Raw genomic sequence first — 19,270 nt, 5'->3', positions numbered from 1 at the left:
ATTTTAAAAGGTGAATGGTTAATTTGTAGCATCCGGATATTCCTCAGCCACTTCATTAATCGTTCGCCTTTTATATTTTAATATTTTATTGCCGGCAGTATCAAATAATTGGGTTAAATTTGATCTGTCCACTATTTAATGAACTACATGACAAAACCCAAAGAAGCTAAAAAACCAAGCGTTTTTAGTTTACTGGCATCCTATAAAGGCTTAATCTTTTTACTTATTTTATTTGCCCTGCTAAGTAACGGCATTAACTTATTGCTGCCAAAAATTATTGCCCATGGCATCGATTCATATACCAGCAAAACATTTAATCTGGATTCGGTTTTGTTTCAGTTTGCCATTGCCATCGTATTGGTTTTTATCTTTACCTATTTGCAGAGTATTGTTCAAACCTATGCATCAGAACGGGTAGCCAGAGATTTAAGGTCAAAACTTTCTGATCAGATTTCTCGTCAGAGCCACGCTTACGTTATCGAAGCCAATCCGTCTAAATTACTCACCAACTTAACTTCAGATGCAGATTCCATTAAAATGTTTGTGTCGCAGGCGATTGTGTCAATCGCATCGTCAATATTTTTAATTGTTGGGGCGAGCATTTTGCTCCTCATGATCAATTGGAAACTTGCCCTTTGTGTAATTGCTATTGTACCAATCATAGGGATTGCATTTTACCTGGTATTGAAAAAAGTGAGGGTGCTCTTTATCAAAAGTCGCGAAGTGATCGACTGGCTGAATAAAGTAATCAGCGAGAGTATTCTGGGGTCAGCGCTGATTCGTGTGATCAATTCCCAACAGCTTGAATACCAGAAGTTTTTAGATGCCAATGCCAAAGCACGTGATCTTGGCCTATCCATTCTCCGTTTATTTGCAGGGCTGATTCCCATCATTGTTTTTATTTCGAACCTTTCCGGCCTTACAATTCTTGTACTTGGAGGCCATTTTGTGATCACAGGTACCATGACGCTTGGTGAATTTGCGGCGTTTAACAGTTACCTGGCACTGATTATATTTCCGATTTTGGTGATCGGTTTTATGAGTAATGTCATTGCCCAGGCTACTGCTTCCTATCAACGCATTGAAAGTGTACTACATGCACCTGAAGTAAAGCATCCCGGTACCCTAACCAATGTACTAACCGGTTATGTTGAAGCCCGGAATATTGAATTAAACTTTGGTCAGAAACCCATTTTAAAACAGGTTTCTTTTGCTGCAAAGGCAGGCTCCAGAACAGCCATTATTGGTCCTACGGCTGCCGGAAAAACGCAACTGCTTTATATTTTGACCGGATTGATCGAACCCCAGACCGGTGAAATTCTTTATGATCATCAGGAAATCAAAAGCTATAAACAGGAGAATTTTCACCAGCAGGTTGGCTTTGTTTTTCAGGACAGTATTATTTTTAACATGAGCATTCGTGAGAATATCGCCTTTAGCAATACGGTTACTGACGAATCTCTGGCGATGGCCATTCAAACCGCAGAACTAAAGGATTTTATTGATGCCTTACCTGAAAAACTGGATACCATTGTTTCTGAACGTGGAAACAGCCTTTCGGGTGGACAGAAGCAACGCATCATGCTGGCCAGGGCATTGGCCGTAAACCCTAAAATTTTGTTGCTGGATGATTTTACCGCCAGGGTAGATGCCAATACCGAAAAGCGGATTCTTGAAAATATCCAGCAGCATTATCCAGGTATAACCCTGATCTCCGTGACACAGAAAATTGCCGCAGTTGAAAATTACGATCAGGTGATTTTATTGATGCAGGGGGAGGTTATTGCTACCGGAACACATCAGGAATTGATTCAGCACAGCCCTGAATATGTTCAAATTTACAATTCACAACAGAGCACAAGCAATTATGAATTACAATCTTAACCAGCTCAACGAAGAGCAGGAAAAGCAATCTACCTACCAGGCGCTTAAAAGATTGCTGAAATTCATCTCTGCGGAACGAAAGAATCTTATACTGGCCTTAATCGCTATCCTTATTAATTCGGGATTACTTTTACTGGGGCCACTTTTGGTGGGGCATACCATTGATGCTTATATCAGAACCAAGCAGTTTCATGGTGTGCTGGTTTTTGGCGGCATTCTTTTGGGCATGTACTTAATTGCCATGGTTACCGGATATATCCAAACCAAACTGATGGGAGGTATCGGCCAAAGAATGTTATATACCCTTAGAAATGCCATTTTTAATAAGTTGCAGGAATTGCCGGTTTCATTTTTCAACCAGAATAAGGCCGGTGATTTAATTTCAAGGGTGAACAGTGATACAGACAAGCTGAATCAGTTTTTTTCTCAATCGCTGATGCAGTTTATCGGGAGTATTGTAACCATGATTGGTGCAGGTGTGTTCTTGTTATCTATTAATTTGGAACTTGGTGCCGCCGCCCTTTCACCAGCCATTGCCATTGTCGTTTTTACCATGGTGTTATCGCCCTGGATAAAGCGTAAAAATGCTAAAAACCTGAAAAGCGTAGGCGGACTAAGTGCTGAGGTTCAGGAAAGCCTGAATAATTTTAAGGTGATTATAGCTTTCAACCGACGAGATTATTTTAGGCGACGTTTTGATGAGGCCAACCAAGAAAACTACAAAACCGCCATTGGTGCAGGCCTGGCCAATAATATTTTTGTTCCGGTTTACGGGCTGCTTTCCAGTATCGCACAATTAATCGTTTTGCTTTTCGGTATACACCTCATTTCTACAGGCCAGTTTTCTTTAGGTTTTCTGGTGAGTTATTTATCTTATTGTACCAATTTTTATAATCCGCTGAGGCAATTGGCTGCATTATGGACCAGTTTTCAGGTAGCTATGGCCAGTTGGGATCGTATTTCTAAAATTTTATTACTGGAGAACAACCTGCAGGTAATCAAAAATGAGGAGACCGTTACTTCGGATGCCCTGATCGAATTTAAGGATGTTCACTTCTCTTACGATGATTCAAAAGAAATTCTGCATCACATCAACCTGAAGTTTGAAAAAGGGAAAACCTACGCCCTCATCGGGCCAACAGGCGGCGGTAAAACCACTACGGCGTCATTGATTTCACGTTTATACGACGCTACAAAAGGAACTGTTTTATTAAACGGAAAGGATATCCGGTCTTTCAGTGCAGAAGAGCGCACGCAGAAAATTGGCTTTATTTTACAAGAACCCTTTTTGTTTACCGGGACGGTTAAAGATAATATCCTTTATGGGAACAGCCAGTATAAAGATGTGAGCGATGATGAACTCACCAGGATTATCGAACAAGCGAATTTAAATGCATTGCTGGCAATTTTTGATGAAGGTATCAGTACTAAAATTGCTTCAGGGTCAGACAGCATTAGTTTAGGTCAGAAGCAACTCATTGCATTTATGCGGGCTGTGCTCCGAAACCCTGAATTACTGATTTTAGATGAAGCAACTGCAAATATTGATACCATTACAGAACAATTACTGAGTAGTATCTTAAATAAACTATCAAAGGAAACCACCTTAGTCATCATTGCCCACCGGTTAAACACCATTGAAAATGCTGATGAAATTTATTTCGTGAATGAAGGAGAGGTGCAACAAGCCGGAACTTTGAATGATGCATTAAACATGCTGACAAAAGGGAAGCGGGTGAGTTAGCATACAAGTTTGGTTTCACCCCATATCTGGAAACTGATACACTGGTTGGCAATTTACCAGCCAGTGTATCAAAAGGAATTATCTGATAACTGCTTCAAAAGGCATCCTGGCCTGAATGCCGGAACTGGCCATTACCTTTTTCATTTGCTGGTAAAGCATGTAATGATCGCCCAGCTCTTGTTTGGTGTAGTATGTTTTGATTTTATCTGTACTTTCATCCATTAAAGATTTAAGGGGATCAATCACATCAGGGTATTCCACCACTTTAAAATCTTTTATTTTAGCTTTCTTCGCAGCAGCGTTAATGGCATCATTATAGCTGCCGATACGATCTGCCAGGCCAATCTGAACGGCATCCGTACCAATCCACACATGTCCACCGCCAATGCTGTCGATATAAGCTTTGCTTTTCTTTCTGCCATCGGCTACACGGCTTACAAAGCCGCTGTAAACCCGGTTTAGTTCATTCTGAATAATAAATCTCTCGCCAGCAGTCATTGGCCTGTTGGTTGCCATGATATCAGCATACTGACCGGTTTTAACCCCGTCAAAAGTAATTCCCAGTTTATTGGTCATCAGGTTTTGAAAATTCGGAATGATTCCAAAGACACCGATTGAACCCGTAATGGTATTGGGCTGAACAAATATACTGTCAGCTGCACAGCCGATATAATATCCGCCAGAAGCAGCTACATCACCAAAGGAGGCAATAACAGGTTTCTCTTTTTTAGTCAGTACAATTTCCCGCCAGATCACATCCGAAGCCAGTGCACTTCCGCCAGGAGAGTTTACACGAATCACCACCGCTTTGATGTCATCATCCAAACGTGCCTTTCTGATGGCTCTGGATATGCGTTCAGAACCAATTTGATTATCATTGCCTTCACCACCGCTAATTTCTCCGTTGGCATAAATAACAGCGACTTTGTTTTTGCTGCTGCCCGCATCGCTGTTGTTCTTTGCATAATCATTGATTGCAACCGATCGGATATTTTCACCTTTGGTTCTGCCTGAAATGCCCTTAAGTTCCTCCAGGATCTGATCTTTGTATTTCAGGCCATCAATCATTTTATAGTTTAAAGCATCCTGAGGTTGTTGAATTTTGTATTGATCAGCAATGGAAAACAAGCTATCACGTTCCATATTTCTGCTTTTGGCAATATCAGTTAAAAAAGTATTGTATAAGCCACCCACATAAGCCGTAACCTGCTGGCGGTTATAATCACTCATTTTATCTAAAATAAAGGGTTCAACAGCACTTTTATAGTTACCCACTCTAATTACCTGCATCTCTACGCCAGCCTTTTCCAACGTGCCCTTAAAAAAAGTAAGTTCAGAACTGAATCCTTTAAATTCCAGCGCACCTTCCGGATTTAAATAAATTTTATCTGCTACTGATGCCAGGTAATAAGCACCTTGCGTATACACTTCACTGTATGAGATGATTTTTTTATGCGATTTTTTAAAATCAATTAATGCATTCCTCACCTCGCGCATGGTTGCAAAACCCGCATTCGGGCTGCTCACGTTTAGGTAGATGCATTTAATATTATCATCTGTTTTGGCCTTTTTTATTGATTTCAACAAGTCGTTTAATCCAATTCCATCCTTTTCTGCACTGCCCACTATCGGGAGGTTGCCAAAAGGATTTTTAGGCGTCCGCTCGGTGATGGGCTGGTCAAGGTTTAAAAACAGAATGGAATTATTCGATACTGTAACCGATTTATCATCATCCAATGATGAAATGGCACCGAAAATAATCACAATTACGATAATAAATATAATCACCACAGAAAGGAAAAAACCCAGCATGGAGGCAAAGAGATACTTGAAAAAATCTTTCATTTAAATGTTAGTTTTGTGGCGTAAAGATATAAAAATACATGACGGTTAATACGGCTTTAGAGTATACGATTGCTTATTTGTTACTCGGTGGAAATTTAGGGAACAGGGAGGATAATTTAAGTCGGGCCATTTCTTTAATTGGGCTGGAAATTGGCGATGTCGTATCGGTTTCCTCCATTTACGAGACGGCGGCATGGGGTAAGGAAAATCAGCCTGCTTTTTTAAATCAGGCGGTTGCGGTAAAAACTGGTTTTACAGCCTTGGAGGTATTGCAAAAAGCACTTCATATTGAACAATCTCTTGGAAGGGTGCGTAAAGAAAAATGGGGTGAACGGTTGATTGATATCGACCTGATCCTGTTTGGTGATGCAGTGATTGATATTCAAAATCTACTTCATGTACCACATCCCCACATGCAGGAACGGAAGTTCGTCATGACACCGCTGGCCGAAATTGCACCCGAAGTTGTTCATCCCGTTTTAGGGCAAACGGTTCAGAATATCTATGAAAATATTACGGATGTTTTGGAAATTAGGAAATTGTAATGATTAGTTTTGCTTTATGCAAAATATCGATGATCATCATCCTTTAGATTTATCATACCTCGTTGGAATGGTGGGACATCATCCTGAATTTATGATCGAGATTTTCGATACATTTATTCAACAAACCCCGATCTATCTGGCAGAAATGGATGATGCTCTGGCCCTGAAAAACTGGGATGAAGTAAGCAGATGTGCTCATAAACTGAAACCGACATTTAGTTATATCGGCCGCAATGATATAAAGGATTTTGTAGAGGAAATTGAACTGAAGGCCCGGAATCATGATGTGAACCAAATTCCTGCTGCTATAGAACGGCTGAAAATAATCGTACAGATCATCTATTCACAGCTGGATTCGGTTAAGAAAGATATTCAACCCCTCAACTGACCCTGGGTGTCTTTAAGCATTTATTATTCAGCTGTTAACTGATCTTTTCCGCAACATGTTTAAAATGCAAAACAGATAAGGCAATATACAATACCAGTACAAAAGGAATGGCGGCGAATTGTAATACGGCTATTAAAGCAGCCGAGAGGATCAGAAAAATGAATTTAATTTTGTTTTTTGCCCAGCTTAGATCACTGAATTTTAAAGAGAATATCTTAATCTCGCTGATCAGTAAGAAACTGGTGATTGCTGTAATGGATATAAGCAGGATGGTTGATCCGATTACACTGGGGTAATCATCGTAAATATATGGTAGCGAGCAGATAAATAAAGTATTCATTGGTGTATTTAGTCCGATGAAATCTTCCGTTTGCCTTTCATCGTTATTAAATTTTGCCAATCTTAAAGCAGAAAAAATGGTAATCAAAAAGCCCAGGTATGGAAGGTATGCAGAAGTGTAATCGCTTAATTGCAATAAGTTAAACATGATTACCCCTGGTAAAAATCCAAAGCTGACCATATCTGCCAGGGAATCCAGGTCTTTGCCAATGGCCGACTTTACATTTAATAAACGAGCCACCATTCCATCAAAAAAATCAAAAATTCCGGAAAGAATAACAAAATACGCGGCAATTTTTAAGTCGCCTTTAAATGCAAAAACAATTCCGATGCAACCTGAAAAAAGGTTTGCACAGGTGATTGCATTGGGGATATTTTTTTTTAGCATGGGGTTATGCGCTAAGCGCATGGGGTTTGAAACGCATTACGCCAAACCCCAAACGCCAAACTTATTTAGCTATTCATCGAAATTAGGAATTCTTCGTTGCTTTTAGTGCCTTTTATCTGTGCCTGTACAAATTCCATCGCCTCCTGGCTGTTCATGTCTGCCAGGTGGTTACGTAAAATCCATACACGTTGCAGAATATCTCTATCCAATAATAAATCATCACGGCGGGTGCTTGATGCGGTAATATCAATTGCCGGGAAGATGCGTTTGTTCGATAATTTACGGTCTAACTGTAACTCCATGTTACCCGTTCCTTTAAATTCTTCGAAAATCACTTCATCCATTTTAGAACCTGTATCCGTTAATGCAGTTGCCAAAATGGTTAATGAACCACCATTTTCGATATTACGGGCCGCTCCAAAGAAACGTTTTGGTTTGTGCAGGGCATTGGCATCCACACCACCGGATAAAATTTTACCCGAAGCCGGAGCAGTGGTATTGTAAGCCCTGGCCAAACGGGTAATCGAATCCAGTAAAATGACCACATCATGTCCGCTTTCTACCAAGCGCTTGGATTTCTCTAAAACGATATTGGCAATTTTTACATGGCGCTCAGCTGGCTCATCAAAAGTAGAAGCAATTACTTCGGCACGCACACTGCGGGCCATATCTGTTACCTCTTCCGGACGTTCGTCAATTAATAAAATAATTAAATAAACTTCAGGGTGGTTTTTAGCGATGGCATTTGCCACTTCTTTCAGTAAATTGGTTTTACCGGTTTTAGGTTGCGCTACAATCAAACCACGCTGTCCTTTTCCAATTGGTGTAAATAAATCCATAATACGGGTAGAATAATTACTGTTGTCCGTAAATAAATTTAATTTTTCTGTTGGAAATAAGGGGGTTAAATAATCGAAAGGTACACGATCCCTTACTTCGGCAGGAATTCTGCCATTGATGGTCTCCACACGAACCAAAGGGAAATATTTTTCGCCTTCTTTTGGCGGACGGATACTGCCCTTAACGGTATCGCCGGTTTTTAGGCCGAAAAGTTTGATTTGCGACTGTGATACATAAATATCATCAGGAGAGGTTAAGTAGTTATAATCCGCAGAACGTAAGAAACCGTAACCATCAGGCATAATTTCTAAAACACCTTCATTTGTGATCACGTTATCAAAATCTAAATTAGAATAACTGTTTTCGTTTTTATGGTGGTTGCCGCCTCCGGGTTGTTTCTGCTGGCGGTTATCTTCGCGCTGTGGTTTTTCTTGTTTTTCCCGTGGCTCTTGCTTTTGTTTCTGAACAGGTAATACTTCCGCACTTTCTTCAATCAGGGCAGAAATGGGTTTAACACTTTCTTCCTGCTCTGCAATTCTGTCGGGTTGTTTTTCTGCTCTTTGCTGGTGCTGCGGCTCATCAAATAAGGTAACCGATTCCCTTTTTCTTTCAACAGGTGTAACGGATTCATCTTTACTTAATCTTGCTCTTTTCTTCACAGGCTTATCCGTCGCACTGGCTGCTGCTGTAGCAATCTTTGGAGTCTTTTCAGCTTTAACTGCTTTGGTTTTGGTTACAGCAGGTGCTGCTACACTGGCTTCTGCAACTGCTGGTTCACTATAAGGATCGGTACCTGTTTTGGCGGCATTTATAATTTCCTGCTGATGCAGAAGTACTTCAACAAGGTCTATCTTTCTTAAGGAATCGGCACCTTCAATGCCATAAGATTTTGCAAGCTCACGTAATTCTGGTGTGAGCTTATCATTTAATTCTGTTTTGCTAAACATTCTGAATATATATGTTTCAAGAAATTTTTCATTTTTTTATAACGGATGTTTCCGGTTATAAATCTGTCAGGGCTAAAATATGTTAGTTTTAAAAAGCCAGACATTTCATGCGTATAAATTCTTAGGCTATAAAACCAAAAATGAGTGATTAACTTGAAGCCTCAAAATGGTTTCATAATTGTTTACATGCTGAATAAAAAACGATGAATCGTTTTCAAAAAATGGTAACAAAAAACAAGTTTTGATAATTTTTTCTGGGATATTCAGATAAACGGTTGAGAAATTATGATGCAATTGTATGTATTTGAAACGTAATCCGCAAGAAAAAGTTTAAAATGTTTATAAAATAATGAATGTGAAAATATTTTAATCGTCTAAAAATCTTAAAAAACATCATATTTGCAGCAAATAAGCACATATATGACCAAGCAACAACTTTTCGGGCAGATACAGAAAAAACGTTCTTTTTTATGTGTTGGGCTGGATTCTTCTCTGGATAAAATTCCCCAGCACTTATTAAAATATGAAAATCCGATTTTGGAATTCAATAAGCAGATTATTGATGCCACAAAAGATTTGTGTGTAGCATATAAACCAAACACAGCTTTTTATGAGTGTTACGGGAAGAAAGGCTGGGAGAATTTAATTGAAACCTGGAAATACATGCCTAAAGATATTTTCAGTATTGCAGATGCCAAGCGTGGCGATATCGGCAACACTTCGGCCATGTATGCAGAAACTTTTTTTAATGAAAAATCTTCAGAAATGAGTTTCGATTCTGTTACAGTGGCACCCTATATGGGAAGTGATTCGGTTACACCTTTTTTAACATTTCAAAATAAATGGGTGATCTTACTGGCTTTAACATCCAATATCGGGCATGCTGATTTTCAGTTACAGGAAACCGGAACCGACAGGCTTTTTGAAAAAGTATTAAAAACCGCTCAGCAATGGGCTACCGATGAACAGATGATGTACGTAGTAGGGGCCACACGTGGTGCTGCCTTTGCTGATATCCGGAAACTGGCACCTGATCATTTTTTATTGGTTCCCGGTATAGGTGCACAGGGCGGTGATTTAAAGGAAGTTTGCCAATATGGATTAAATGCACAATGTGGCTTGTTAGTGAACTCATCCCGGGGCATTATCTACGCCGGAAATGGCGAAGATTTTGCTGAAAAGGCAAGGGCAGAGGCATTGAAGCTGCAGAAAGAAATGGAGCAGATTTTAATCGGGGCCGGTTTAATTTAGCCAAATATTTTCAGATTTTTCACAGGTTAGTTTTGATGAGCTACCCATACACGAAAAGTGATTTGCTTTTTGTATATGCCGTGTTTCCAGTAATAACATTTTTTTTTACGTAAAGCAGCACATCCTTTACGGCTGATTTCCACATGATGAAACCCCCATTAGATTTAAAACTTATACTGGCCTTAACAGGTGTAGCCCTGATTTGGGGAACTACCTATCTGGGGATCCGCATTGCCGTATCTTCAATTCCAGCCTGGTACGTCACCGCCATCCGCCAAAGCATTGCTTCACTGATTATTCTGTTGATACTGATTAGACAAAAAGAACTCAAGTGGATTGGCTGGTCGGCTTTTAAAAGGCAGATTATACTTTCCATTTTAATGGTGGTTATTGCAAACGGGTTAACCACAGTAGCTGAAAAAACCATTCCAAGTGGTTTAACATCTTTAATTAATGCCACTTCACCATTGATGGTATTTCTGGGTTGTGTTTTTCTGGGAATTCAAAAACCAAGCCTGAAAGGCTTTACCGGTGTTTTTATTGGCTTTTTAGGTGTTGTGTTTATTTTTAGGGATGGAATTACCGATTTGATGGAACCAGGTTACCGGAGCGGCATCATTGCCCTGGTTTTAGCCGTTACCGGCTGGACAATAGGCACCATTTACTCTAAAAAACACAGTGGCAAGCCACAGTATATCTTTTTAAATTTATTTTACCAATTCGTTTTTTCAGCACTCGTTCAGTGGTGTCTGGCGTTCATTTTTTCAGGCCAGGCTGAAGTAAGTACCTGGAAAACAGAAAGTATTTTTGCAGCGGTTTACCTGGCCATATTTGGTTCTGTACTGGCCTTTTTCTGTTACCATTATGCGCTGAAAAAAGTGACCGCATCAGAGGTCTCCATCCTTACGTATTTCAATACCGTGATCGCGATATTTTTAGGATGGCTGATGCTGAATGAGGAAGTTGGTGTAGATTTGATTGTGGCTACAATACTGATTATTGCAGGGGTTTTTATTACCAATTATAAGAAGAAAGCACAATTCAAGCCGCTGTAGATGAATTACTTTCGTCATGCTGAATGTATTTTCAGCATCTTTTACCAGAACACCCTGAAATAAATTCAGGATGACGAATGAAATGATATAAAACTTAAAGGAATATTTTTTATCTTCAGTCAATGAACTTTTCTGAAGATTTCCTGCATTATGTCTGGCAATTCAAATCATTTGATCATGTTGATTTAAGAACTGCTGACGCGCAAACACTTCAAATTATCCATCATGGATTTCTGAATAAAGATGCAGGTCCTGATTTTAGCCAGGCAAAAATTCAGATTGCTGAAACGCTATGGGCCGGAAATGTAGAAATCCACCTTAAATCGTCTGATTGGCTAAAGCACCGCCATCAAAACGACAAGGCTTATGAGAATGTAATTCTGCACGTGGTATATGAACACGATGTAGAAATCAACCGGATGGATGGATCGGTGATACCTGTACTCATCTTAAAAAATAGAATAGCAAGGGAGCTGCTGGAGAAATATGAAAATCTTTTTCTTAACCTAAATGATTTTCCATGTGCCGCGCAGATTGCATCAGTGAATCGTGTGATTATCGATTCTTTCCTTTCCAGGACTTTAACGGAAAGGTTTGAGGAAAAAACGGAGCTACTGTTTAAAAGTCTGGAGGAGGCCAAGGGCAACTGGGATGAAATTTTTTATCAGTTCATGGCCAGGAATTTCGGTTTTAAGGTGAATGCTTTACCTTTTGAGTTTCTGGCAAAAGCCATTCCTTCATCAATTTACAGGAAACACAAAGATAATCCCTTTCAGGTTGAAGCTTTGGTTTATGGTGCTGCAGGTTTTTTAAACCATCATGCTGAAGAAGAATACCCGCGCAAACTTAAAGCGGAATTTCTTTTTCTTCAGAAAAAATATAAGATTAAACCCATAGAAATGTCTAATTGGAAATTTATGAGGATGAGGCCTCAGAATTTTCCTACACTTCGTTTAGCACAGTTTGCTGCATTAATTTCAAAGTCTAACCATCTCTTTTCAAAAATTATAGCCATAAAAGATATTGGTGAATTAGGCCGGCTTTTCGAAAAACTGCCGGTTAATCCTTATTGGGAGGAACATTATCATTTTCATAAAAAAGCGGCAGGTGTAAATACGCAGATCGGTAAAAAATCTATCGAAAATATTTTATTAAACACTGTTGCGCTATTCTTATTTGCTTATGGAAAGCATATTGGAATGCAGGACTATATCGACAGGGCAATTTGCCTGCTGGAAAGTTTGCCGGCAGAAAAGAATGCCATTACAGAAAAGTTTACCGGGGCGGGGGTGAGCATTGAAAAAGCCTTTGCCTCTCAGGCCGTTTTACAGCTAAAAAAGCAATATTGTGATCAGAAGAAATGCTTACGGTGTGGCATAGGCATCAGCATATTAAAGCCTGATCTGAATAACATTCATCATACCTGATGATGAACAACATCCCGGCATCGGTTAAATATGAGTGTACCGTAAAAATACTTTTTTTTAGTCAGCATAAACCTTATTACTGAAGGGTATAATTACCCTTTTATCAAATAAGATCGTTTGCGCATTTATTAATCTGTTATCTTAGTGGTAGTTATAATTAAATCAATGGGACGATTTAGATTAACAAAAACCAAGCAGTCAGGGTATGCTGTATGATTTTAAAACTAAAACCAGGCATTTGGATGGATGCGGGTTAACAGTTAAAGCCTTACCAAAGTAGGGCTTTAACTTTTTTAAAATGATTACCCATGGCATATACCATAAAAAAAAATTAAAACACCGAGATCAAACTTTATGGCGTTAGAAAGGTTTTATGATTATGGAATTCCCACACGAACTTAGAGAGCATTATCCGGATAAAATTATCGAGGTAAGAGGTAATGCCGATGCTTTAACTGTTATATTGCATGCAGCGGTGGATATTGAAAAGTTTAAGAATGAATTGAAAAAGAAATTTGCACATTTAGATGAGCAGCAGATCCTTTTTATAAAACACGAGAACAGGCAGGATTTTGATAAACTGGTGCTGGATTAACTTCTTTATCGGTATCATATTTAATTCATGCATTTTTATCTAAATATTATACCTAAATTAGTATTCAATTGGCATTATTATTTTGCTTGATTTATTTTTCTATTGCGTTGGATTTAAAATAAGCTTAAAATGTTTCAGAGAATCATCACCTATTTTGAACAGCAAAGTTTCGGCGTGTCAACTTATCTTGCCAATAAGTTAAACATGAGTACGGCTAAGGTTCGTTTATTTTTTATCTATTCGTCATTTCTGGCGGTTGGCTTCCCCATATTGTTTTACTTTCTGGCCGCAGTGGTGCTGGACATCAGGACTTACATGAAAAAAATGCGGTTGAGAATCTGGGAGTAGATCGGTTGGACATGTACAGCTGACGATTTACCATACAGAAAACTAATCTTCTCTTAATATCTCGGCAATTTCATGAAAACCCTTTTCAGCAGCTAAATCTGCGGGTAGTTTTCCGCCTTCCATTCTTAAACCTACTTCAGCACCATGTTCCAGCAGGAGAATGATCAACGCGATATTGCCCAGCTGTGCTGCCGTATGTAATGGGGCTAAACCAGCTTTTTGGCAAACATTAGGATAGGCACCTGCATCCAGAAGCATTTTAGTCAGGTTTACATGATTTGAGGCCACAGCAGAGTGGATCGGAAAGACATTAAAGCCATTTTTAGAGGGAATGTTTACATCTGCACCCTTGAGTATAAGAAACCGCGCCAAATCTTCATGGCCGAAATAACAGGCCAAACCCAGTGGTGTAAATCCATCATCAGACCAGGTATTGATATGCTCCGGATTTTGGAAAACGAGTAATGTTGCCGTATCAAATTTACCTGCCGCACAAGCCTCAAATAAGTTTAAATCAGCTGTAAATTCCACAATCAAATCGACAATTTGCTGCTTTTTGTAATAGCAGGCCAATAATAAGGGAGAAATCTGATGTGATGTGTTGGTATTGGCCAATGCCGGGTTTTCGATCAAAATATCTTTAACTGCCTGAAAGTTTCCCAGCGTTATCTGTTCTTCAAGTTTCGCTATGCTCATGTAGAATTAATCTTTTGTAAAAACTGACTTAAAGTAGTGAAAAATTAATAATTATTTAATTTTTGAAACTTTTTGCCGTATTTTTTTCTGACAAAAAGACTATCTGGTATGGCTTTTAAATAAAAACCCCGTTTCGCCACTCCTGGCCAAACGGGGGTAAAACCTAAAACAAATCCGTTTCATTTGACAAAACGTACAACTGTGTGCTGTTAAATCATAGACATGATTTTGAGCTAAAGGTTTAACTGCTGATCATTCTTTTATGTAGTGGATATTTTAAATCATGATAGATACAACTATATATTTATATTTGTTCGTTAATCATTATTAGGATAGAAAATGGCGGTAAGGGGAAACCAGTTTAAAACCAATACATTCAGAGATAAAGGTGCTGAAAATGCATCAGGCAGGTCATCTTTTAATCGCCAGCCTAAAGGAAAAAGAGAGTATCTGCCAAGCTTCGACTTGCAGGATGGCCGTGCTGTGAAAATTGCAGGCCTGTTTTTTGTCATCCTTTCCTTATATTTCTTAATCGCTTTTACGTCCTATTTATTTACCTGGCAGGACGATCAGAGTTATGTAATCGACGCCAACGGCGGCTGGGGGAATTTATTCAAGACAGCAGAGGAGTTGAAAGATGCCGGTGTGACTACGCCTGTTGTTCAGAACTGGCTGGGTAAGTTCGGTGCGCTGTTATCGCATCAGTTTATTTATGAGTGGTTCGGCATTGCCTCCTTTTTATTTGTACTGGCGTTTTTTATTATCGGCTACCGCTTATTATTTAAAGTCAAAATCCTTTCCATTTCTAAAACACTGGGGTATAGTTTTTTCTTTCTGTTGTTCATTTCCCTAACCTTAGGTTTTGCACATGGCTTCTGGGCAGAATCGCCACATTATGTAGAAGGTGAGTTTGGCTACTGGAGCAACAAACTACTGGCTGCGCAGATTGGTGCCGCCGGGGTTGCCGGTTTAATTGCCTTTGCAGGCTTATCCATTCTGATCATTGCCTATAACATTGATTTTAAATTTCCCGAACGTAAAGAAAAGGAAGTTTATCTCGACAATGAAACGCCTGATTTTGTAAATGAGGTGCGCGAGAAATTTGCCAACAAAAGAGAAGAAGATGAACGCTCTGCACCAATCGAATTTCCTGTTCGGGATAAATCGGGAACAGGAAATGAAAGAAAGCAGCAGAACGTGGTTTTACAGCCCAGCCGGTTTGAACAAAAAGAAGTAGAAGATGCGGTAATTGCACCAGTGGTGTTATCGCCAATGGCCACCAATTTACCCATTGCCACTTCGGTGGCTGAATCCATGCCCCTAACAGTTGAGCCTGTAATTGAAGAAGAAAAAGAACCTGTTTTTACCATAGAAAAAACAGAAGAAGATAAAAAATCTGATGACCTGGTTGAACAGTTTGGTAATTACGATGAAAAGCTGGATTTGTCTGGCTATAAATACCCTACGGTAGATTTACTGGAAAATTATGGTACCAATAAGATTTCAGTTAATGCCGAAGAACTGGAAGCCAATAAAAACAAGATTGTAGAAACCCTTAATCATTATAACATTGAAATTGATAAGATTAAGGCAACCATTGGTCCAACGGTTACGCTCTATGAAATTATCCCGGCACCTGGTGTCCGGATTTCAAAGATCAAAAACCTGGAAGATGATATTGCACTCTCTTTAGCGGCATTAGGGATCCGGATTATTGCACCCATGCCCGGAAAAGGAACCATTGGTATTGAAGTACCGAATCAACATCCGGAAATGGTGCCGATGCGCAGTATTCTGAACACCGAAAAATGGACATCCAATACGATGGATCTACCGATTGCACTCGGTAAAACGATCAGTAATGAAGTTTTTATTGCTGATTTAGCCAAAATGCCCCACTTATTGGTTGCCGGGGCAACAGGGCAGGGTAAGTCAGTAGGGATTAACTCCATATTGGTTTCGCTGTTGTTTAAAAAACATCCTGCACAGTTAAAATTTGTACTGGTTGATCCGAAAAAAGTAGAGTTAACCTTATTTAACAGAATTGAACGCCATTTCCTGGCCAAGCTACCGGGAGAAGCAGATGCGATTATTACCGACACCAAAAAGGTGGTAAACACCCTGAATTCACTTTGTATCGAGATGGATCAGCGCTATGATCTATTGAAAGATGCACAGGTCAGAAACCTGAAGGAATACAATGATAAATTCATCAAACGGAAGTTAAATCCAAACAACGGGCACCGCTTTTTACCTTTTATTGTATTGGTGGTGGATGAGTTCGCCGATTTAATGATGACCGCTGGTAAAGAAGTGGAGGCGCCCATTGCCCGTTTGGCACAGCTGGCACGGGCCATCGGGATTCACTTGGTATTGGCGACACAGCGTCCGTCTGTAAATATCATTACCGGAACCATCAAAGCCAACTTCCCGGCCAGGTTAGCCTTCAGGGTTTTATCTAAAATTGATTCGCGTACCATTTTGGATAGTGGTGGTGCCGACCAGCTGATCGGCAGGGGAGATATGCTCTTATCTACCGGAAGCGACTTAATCCGCCTACAATGTGCATTTGTGGATACACCAGAGGTGGATCGGATTTCTGAATTTATCGGCAATCAGCGTGGTTATGCTGATGCGTATCAACTGCCTGAATATATCGATGAAGCTGGTGAAGGCAGTAAGGCAGATTTTGATCCGAATGAGCGGGATAAGTTTTTTGAGGATGCTGCAAGGCTGATTGTGATGCACCAGCAAGGTTCTACCTCCCTTATTCAGCGTAAACTGAAACTGGGCTATAACCGTGCCGGCCGGATCATTGATCAACTGGAAGCTGCCGGTATTGTCGGTCCTTTTGAAGGCAGTAAGGCACGTGAAGTTTTATATCCGGATGAATATTCTTTGGAACAATTCTTGAATGAGATGAATAGCAAAGATTAGATTAAACCAATCGTAAAAAATCTACTCTGACCTTTCACAAGAAAATTTAAAAGCACAAAAATGAAGAAATTAATTTCAGCAGTCATGGTGGTTGTTGCCTTTACCACATCAACTTATGCCCAGACTGATGCCAGGGCTAAAGCAATTTTAGCAGAAGTAAGTAAAAAATATAAGTCGTACAATGTAGTTAAAACAGATTTTTCTTTCACATTGGATAACCCCAAAGCAAAGGTGAAGGAAACACAGCAAGGTACCTTGTATGTTAAGGCCAACTCCAATAAGTATAAGGTGGCCATGACCAATCAGGAATTATTCAGTGATGGTAAAAGCCAGTGGACTTATCTTAAAAAAGACAAAGAAGTTCAGGTGAGTAACGTAGATAACAGTGGTGATGCCATTAATCCGGCTAAAATCTTTACCGTTTATGAGAAAGGTTTTAAATATGTTTATACCGGGGAAGAAAAGGCTGGTACGAAAACCTATCAGATGATTGATTTAACACCGGTTGATACCAAAAAATCAATCTTTAAGGTTCGCTTAAGTATTGATAAGGCTGCCAAACAGATTGCAAATGTGGTGTTGTTTGATAAGAATGGAAATAAATACACGTATAACGTGAAAACTTTCTCGCCCAATGTGAATGTACCGGAAACGACTTTTGCCTTTGATGCCAAGAAATATCCTGGTGTGGAAGTGGTTGATTTGCGGTAACAACTTTAGCAGACGGCGCTTGTTTCAGCGCTAAATATATGATAAGCGATTTAATCAGGATATTCCCTGGTTAGATCGCTTTTTCTTTGATATACCTTTTACTTCCTATTTAATTACAAGTCATGCGTATCCATTGGATATCCAGTTTTGTAATTTAAGTTCTTTTTTAGTTACGGGAACGATTGCATAGATATATATGATTTATGATACATTATTGTAGTTTAATTATTAATTTCATCACAATTAATAACCAAATATAATTCTATATCATGAAAAAAAACTCAGGTATTCTCGTACTCGGGATGGCTATTGCATTGTTCGGATGCAAGAAAGACAACACTACAACGGCTGAAGTTGCAGATGGTCAATCCATCGTTCAGCCAAACAAATTGGGATTGGCAGCTGCGGCTGTAAGTGCTACAGTAACTACTGAAGCAGCTTTAAAAACTGCCATATCAAATGCCCAACCGGGCGATGTGATCACGGTAAGTGGTACCATCTATCTCACCAGCACCCTGCAGTTACTTAAAAGTGGTACATCCGGTTCTAAAATTAATTTTACCGGTGGCATATTGGATTGTTCCCGTATTTCCGGTGCCAACTGGGGTGTAAAAGTAAATGGAAGTTACTGGAATATTACCAATATGACGATCAGAAACGCACCTGACTGCGGGATTGTTTTCCAAACCGGGGGCTACAATTATGTCAATAAGGTAACAACCTATGGAAACAAAGATTCCGGACTTCAGATTTATAACGGCGGTCACCATAACAGCATTAATAATTCCACTTCATACGATAATTATGACGTGGCGAATGGTGGTGAAAATGCAGATGGTTATGCCTGTAAGTTATCTGCCGGAGCGGGTAATCAGTTTAACGCCTGTAATGCCTACCACAATTCTGATGATGGCTGGGATTTATATGGACAACCTTATACGGTTGTCATGAACAATTGTACGGCCACCAATAATGGTTATGGTACCAATGGTGACGGAAATGGCTTCAAGCTGGGCAGTGCCGGGCAAAATGTTGCGCATACGGTGACCAATTGCACTGCCAGCAATAACAAAGGAAGCGGTTATGATGGAAATGGAAATGCTGGCCACATTACAACCACAGGCAGCGGTGGCTCTGGTAATGTAAAAGGGCTTTTTAACCGAATTAATTAAGATCACTTATACCGATAAAAGGTTCAGTTGGAAACAGCTGAACCTTTTTTGTTTTATTACAGTCAGGTTTTTTTATATGTATCATAGATTATGTACTGCTTTTTTGAAAAGCAATAGCCGTAATGCTTAGGTTGCAGCAGTCCCGCCATTCGCTATAG

Annotated in this window: 16 protein-coding genes; 12 read left to right on the top strand and 4 right to left on the bottom strand. The window is 39.6% G+C overall.

Features of this window, described 5'->3' with window-relative positions; all coding sequences use genetic code 11:
- The first annotated feature begins 147 nt into the window (after positions 1-147).
- Both OQX64_RS09290 and OQX64_RS09285 read left to right on the top strand, forming a co-directional pair.
- Positions 148-1,884 (top strand): ABC transporter ATP-binding protein, encoded by a 1,737-nt coding sequence (locus OQX64_RS09290; protein ID WP_265818560.1) that lies wholly within the window; start codon positions 148-150, stop codon positions 1,882-1,884.
- Entirely contained in the window at positions 1,868-3,628 is a 1,761-nt protein-coding gene (locus OQX64_RS09285) for an ABC transporter ATP-binding protein (protein WP_265818559.1), read from the top strand. Before OQX64_RS09290 ends, OQX64_RS09285 begins: the two co-directional genes overlap by 17 nt.
- A 78-nt stretch (positions 3,629-3,706) precedes the next feature.
- Here the strand turns inward: OQX64_RS09285 and sppA are convergent, their stop codons facing one another.
- Positions 3,707-5,473, bottom strand: a complete 1,767-nt coding sequence (gene sppA / locus OQX64_RS09280) for a signal peptide peptidase SppA (protein WP_265818558.1) — start codon at positions 5,471-5,473, stop codon at positions 3,707-3,709.
- Between the two features lie 38 nt (positions 5,474-5,511).
- Here sppA and folK point away from each other — a divergent pair, with 38 nt between their 5' ends.
- Positions 5,512-6,018 (top strand): 2-amino-4-hydroxy-6-hydroxymethyldihydropteridine diphosphokinase, encoded by a 507-nt coding sequence (gene folK, locus OQX64_RS09275; RefSeq protein WP_265818557.1) that lies wholly within the window; start codon positions 5,512-5,514, stop codon positions 6,016-6,018.
- Positions 6,019-6,034: 16 nt separating this feature from the next.
- Complete coding sequence (locus tag OQX64_RS09270; protein ID WP_088302788.1) at positions 6,035-6,406, top strand: Hpt domain-containing protein; 372 nt, start codon at positions 6,035-6,037, stop codon at positions 6,404-6,406.
- A gap of 34 nt (positions 6,407-6,440) precedes the next feature.
- On the opposite strand, the gene pssA is transcribed toward OQX64_RS09270, so the two are convergent.
- On the bottom strand, positions 6,441-7,133 hold the full coding sequence (gene pssA, locus OQX64_RS09265) for a CDP-diacylglycerol--serine O-phosphatidyltransferase (protein WP_265818556.1): 693 nt from the start codon (positions 7,131-7,133) through the stop codon (positions 6,441-6,443).
- 65 nt (positions 7,134-7,198) lie between these two features.
- A complete protein-coding gene (rho, locus tag OQX64_RS09260; RefSeq protein WP_088302789.1) occupies positions 7,199-8,920 on the bottom strand; it encodes a transcription termination factor Rho in 1,722 nt (573 codons plus the stop codon).
- Between the two features lie 420 nt (positions 8,921-9,340).
- Between rho and pyrF the strand changes: the two genes are divergently transcribed.
- The 5 genes from pyrF to OQX64_RS09235 all read left to right on the top strand — a co-directional run bounded on the left by pyrF (position 9,341) and on the right by OQX64_RS09235 (position 13,596).
- Entirely contained in the window at positions 9,341-10,171 is an 831-nt protein-coding gene (gene pyrF / locus OQX64_RS09255; protein WP_265818555.1) for an orotidine-5'-phosphate decarboxylase, read from the top strand.
- Between the two features lie 143 nt (positions 10,172-10,314).
- Complete coding sequence (locus tag OQX64_RS09250) at positions 10,315-11,226, top strand: DMT family transporter (RefSeq protein ID WP_265818554.1); 912 nt, start codon at positions 10,315-10,317, stop codon at positions 11,224-11,226.
- A gap of 122 nt (positions 11,227-11,348) precedes the next feature.
- Positions 11,349-12,653 (top strand): DUF2851 family protein, encoded by a 1,305-nt coding sequence (locus OQX64_RS09245; RefSeq protein WP_265818553.1) that lies wholly within the window; start codon positions 11,349-11,351, stop codon positions 12,651-12,653.
- Between the two features lie 379 nt (positions 12,654-13,032).
- Entirely contained in the window at positions 13,033-13,248 is a 216-nt protein-coding gene (locus OQX64_RS09240; protein ID WP_265818552.1) for a hypothetical protein, read from the top strand.
- Between the two features lie 129 nt (positions 13,249-13,377).
- A complete protein-coding gene (locus tag OQX64_RS09235; protein ID WP_010601800.1) occupies positions 13,378-13,596 on the top strand; it encodes a PspC domain-containing protein in 219 nt (72 codons plus the stop codon).
- Positions 13,597-13,638: 42 nt separating this feature from the next.
- On the opposite strand, the gene OQX64_RS09230 is transcribed toward OQX64_RS09235, so the two are convergent.
- The gene (locus OQX64_RS09230) at positions 13,639-14,292 is read right to left on the bottom strand and encodes an ankyrin repeat domain-containing protein (RefSeq protein WP_088302793.1); all 654 of its coding nucleotides are present in this window, start codon (positions 14,290-14,292) and stop codon (positions 13,639-13,641) included.
- Between the two features lie 339 nt (positions 14,293-14,631).
- Here OQX64_RS09230 and OQX64_RS09225 point away from each other — a divergent pair, with 339 nt between their 5' ends.
- From OQX64_RS09225 to OQX64_RS09215, 3 genes are all read left to right on the top strand, one after another.
- A complete protein-coding gene (locus OQX64_RS09225) occupies positions 14,632-17,229 on the top strand; it encodes an FtsK/SpoIIIE family DNA translocase (protein WP_265818551.1) in 2,598 nt (865 codons plus the stop codon).
- 60 nt (positions 17,230-17,289) lie between these two features.
- Positions 17,290-17,940, top strand: coding sequence for a LolA family protein (locus OQX64_RS09220; RefSeq protein ID WP_265818550.1), 651 nt, complete (start codon positions 17,290-17,292; stop codon positions 17,938-17,940).
- 269 nt (positions 17,941-18,209) lie between these two features.
- A complete protein-coding gene (locus tag OQX64_RS09215; RefSeq protein ID WP_088302796.1) occupies positions 18,210-19,112 on the top strand; it encodes a right-handed parallel beta-helix repeat-containing protein in 903 nt (300 codons plus the stop codon).
- Positions 19,113-19,270 lie beyond the last annotated feature (158 nt).

The organism is Pedobacter sp. GR22-10, from assembly GCF_026239715.1.
Classification (GTDB): Bacteria; Bacteroidota; Bacteroidia; order Sphingobacteriales; family Sphingobacteriaceae; genus Pedobacter.
This window is presented reverse-complemented; position numbering and strand designations above follow the sequence as displayed.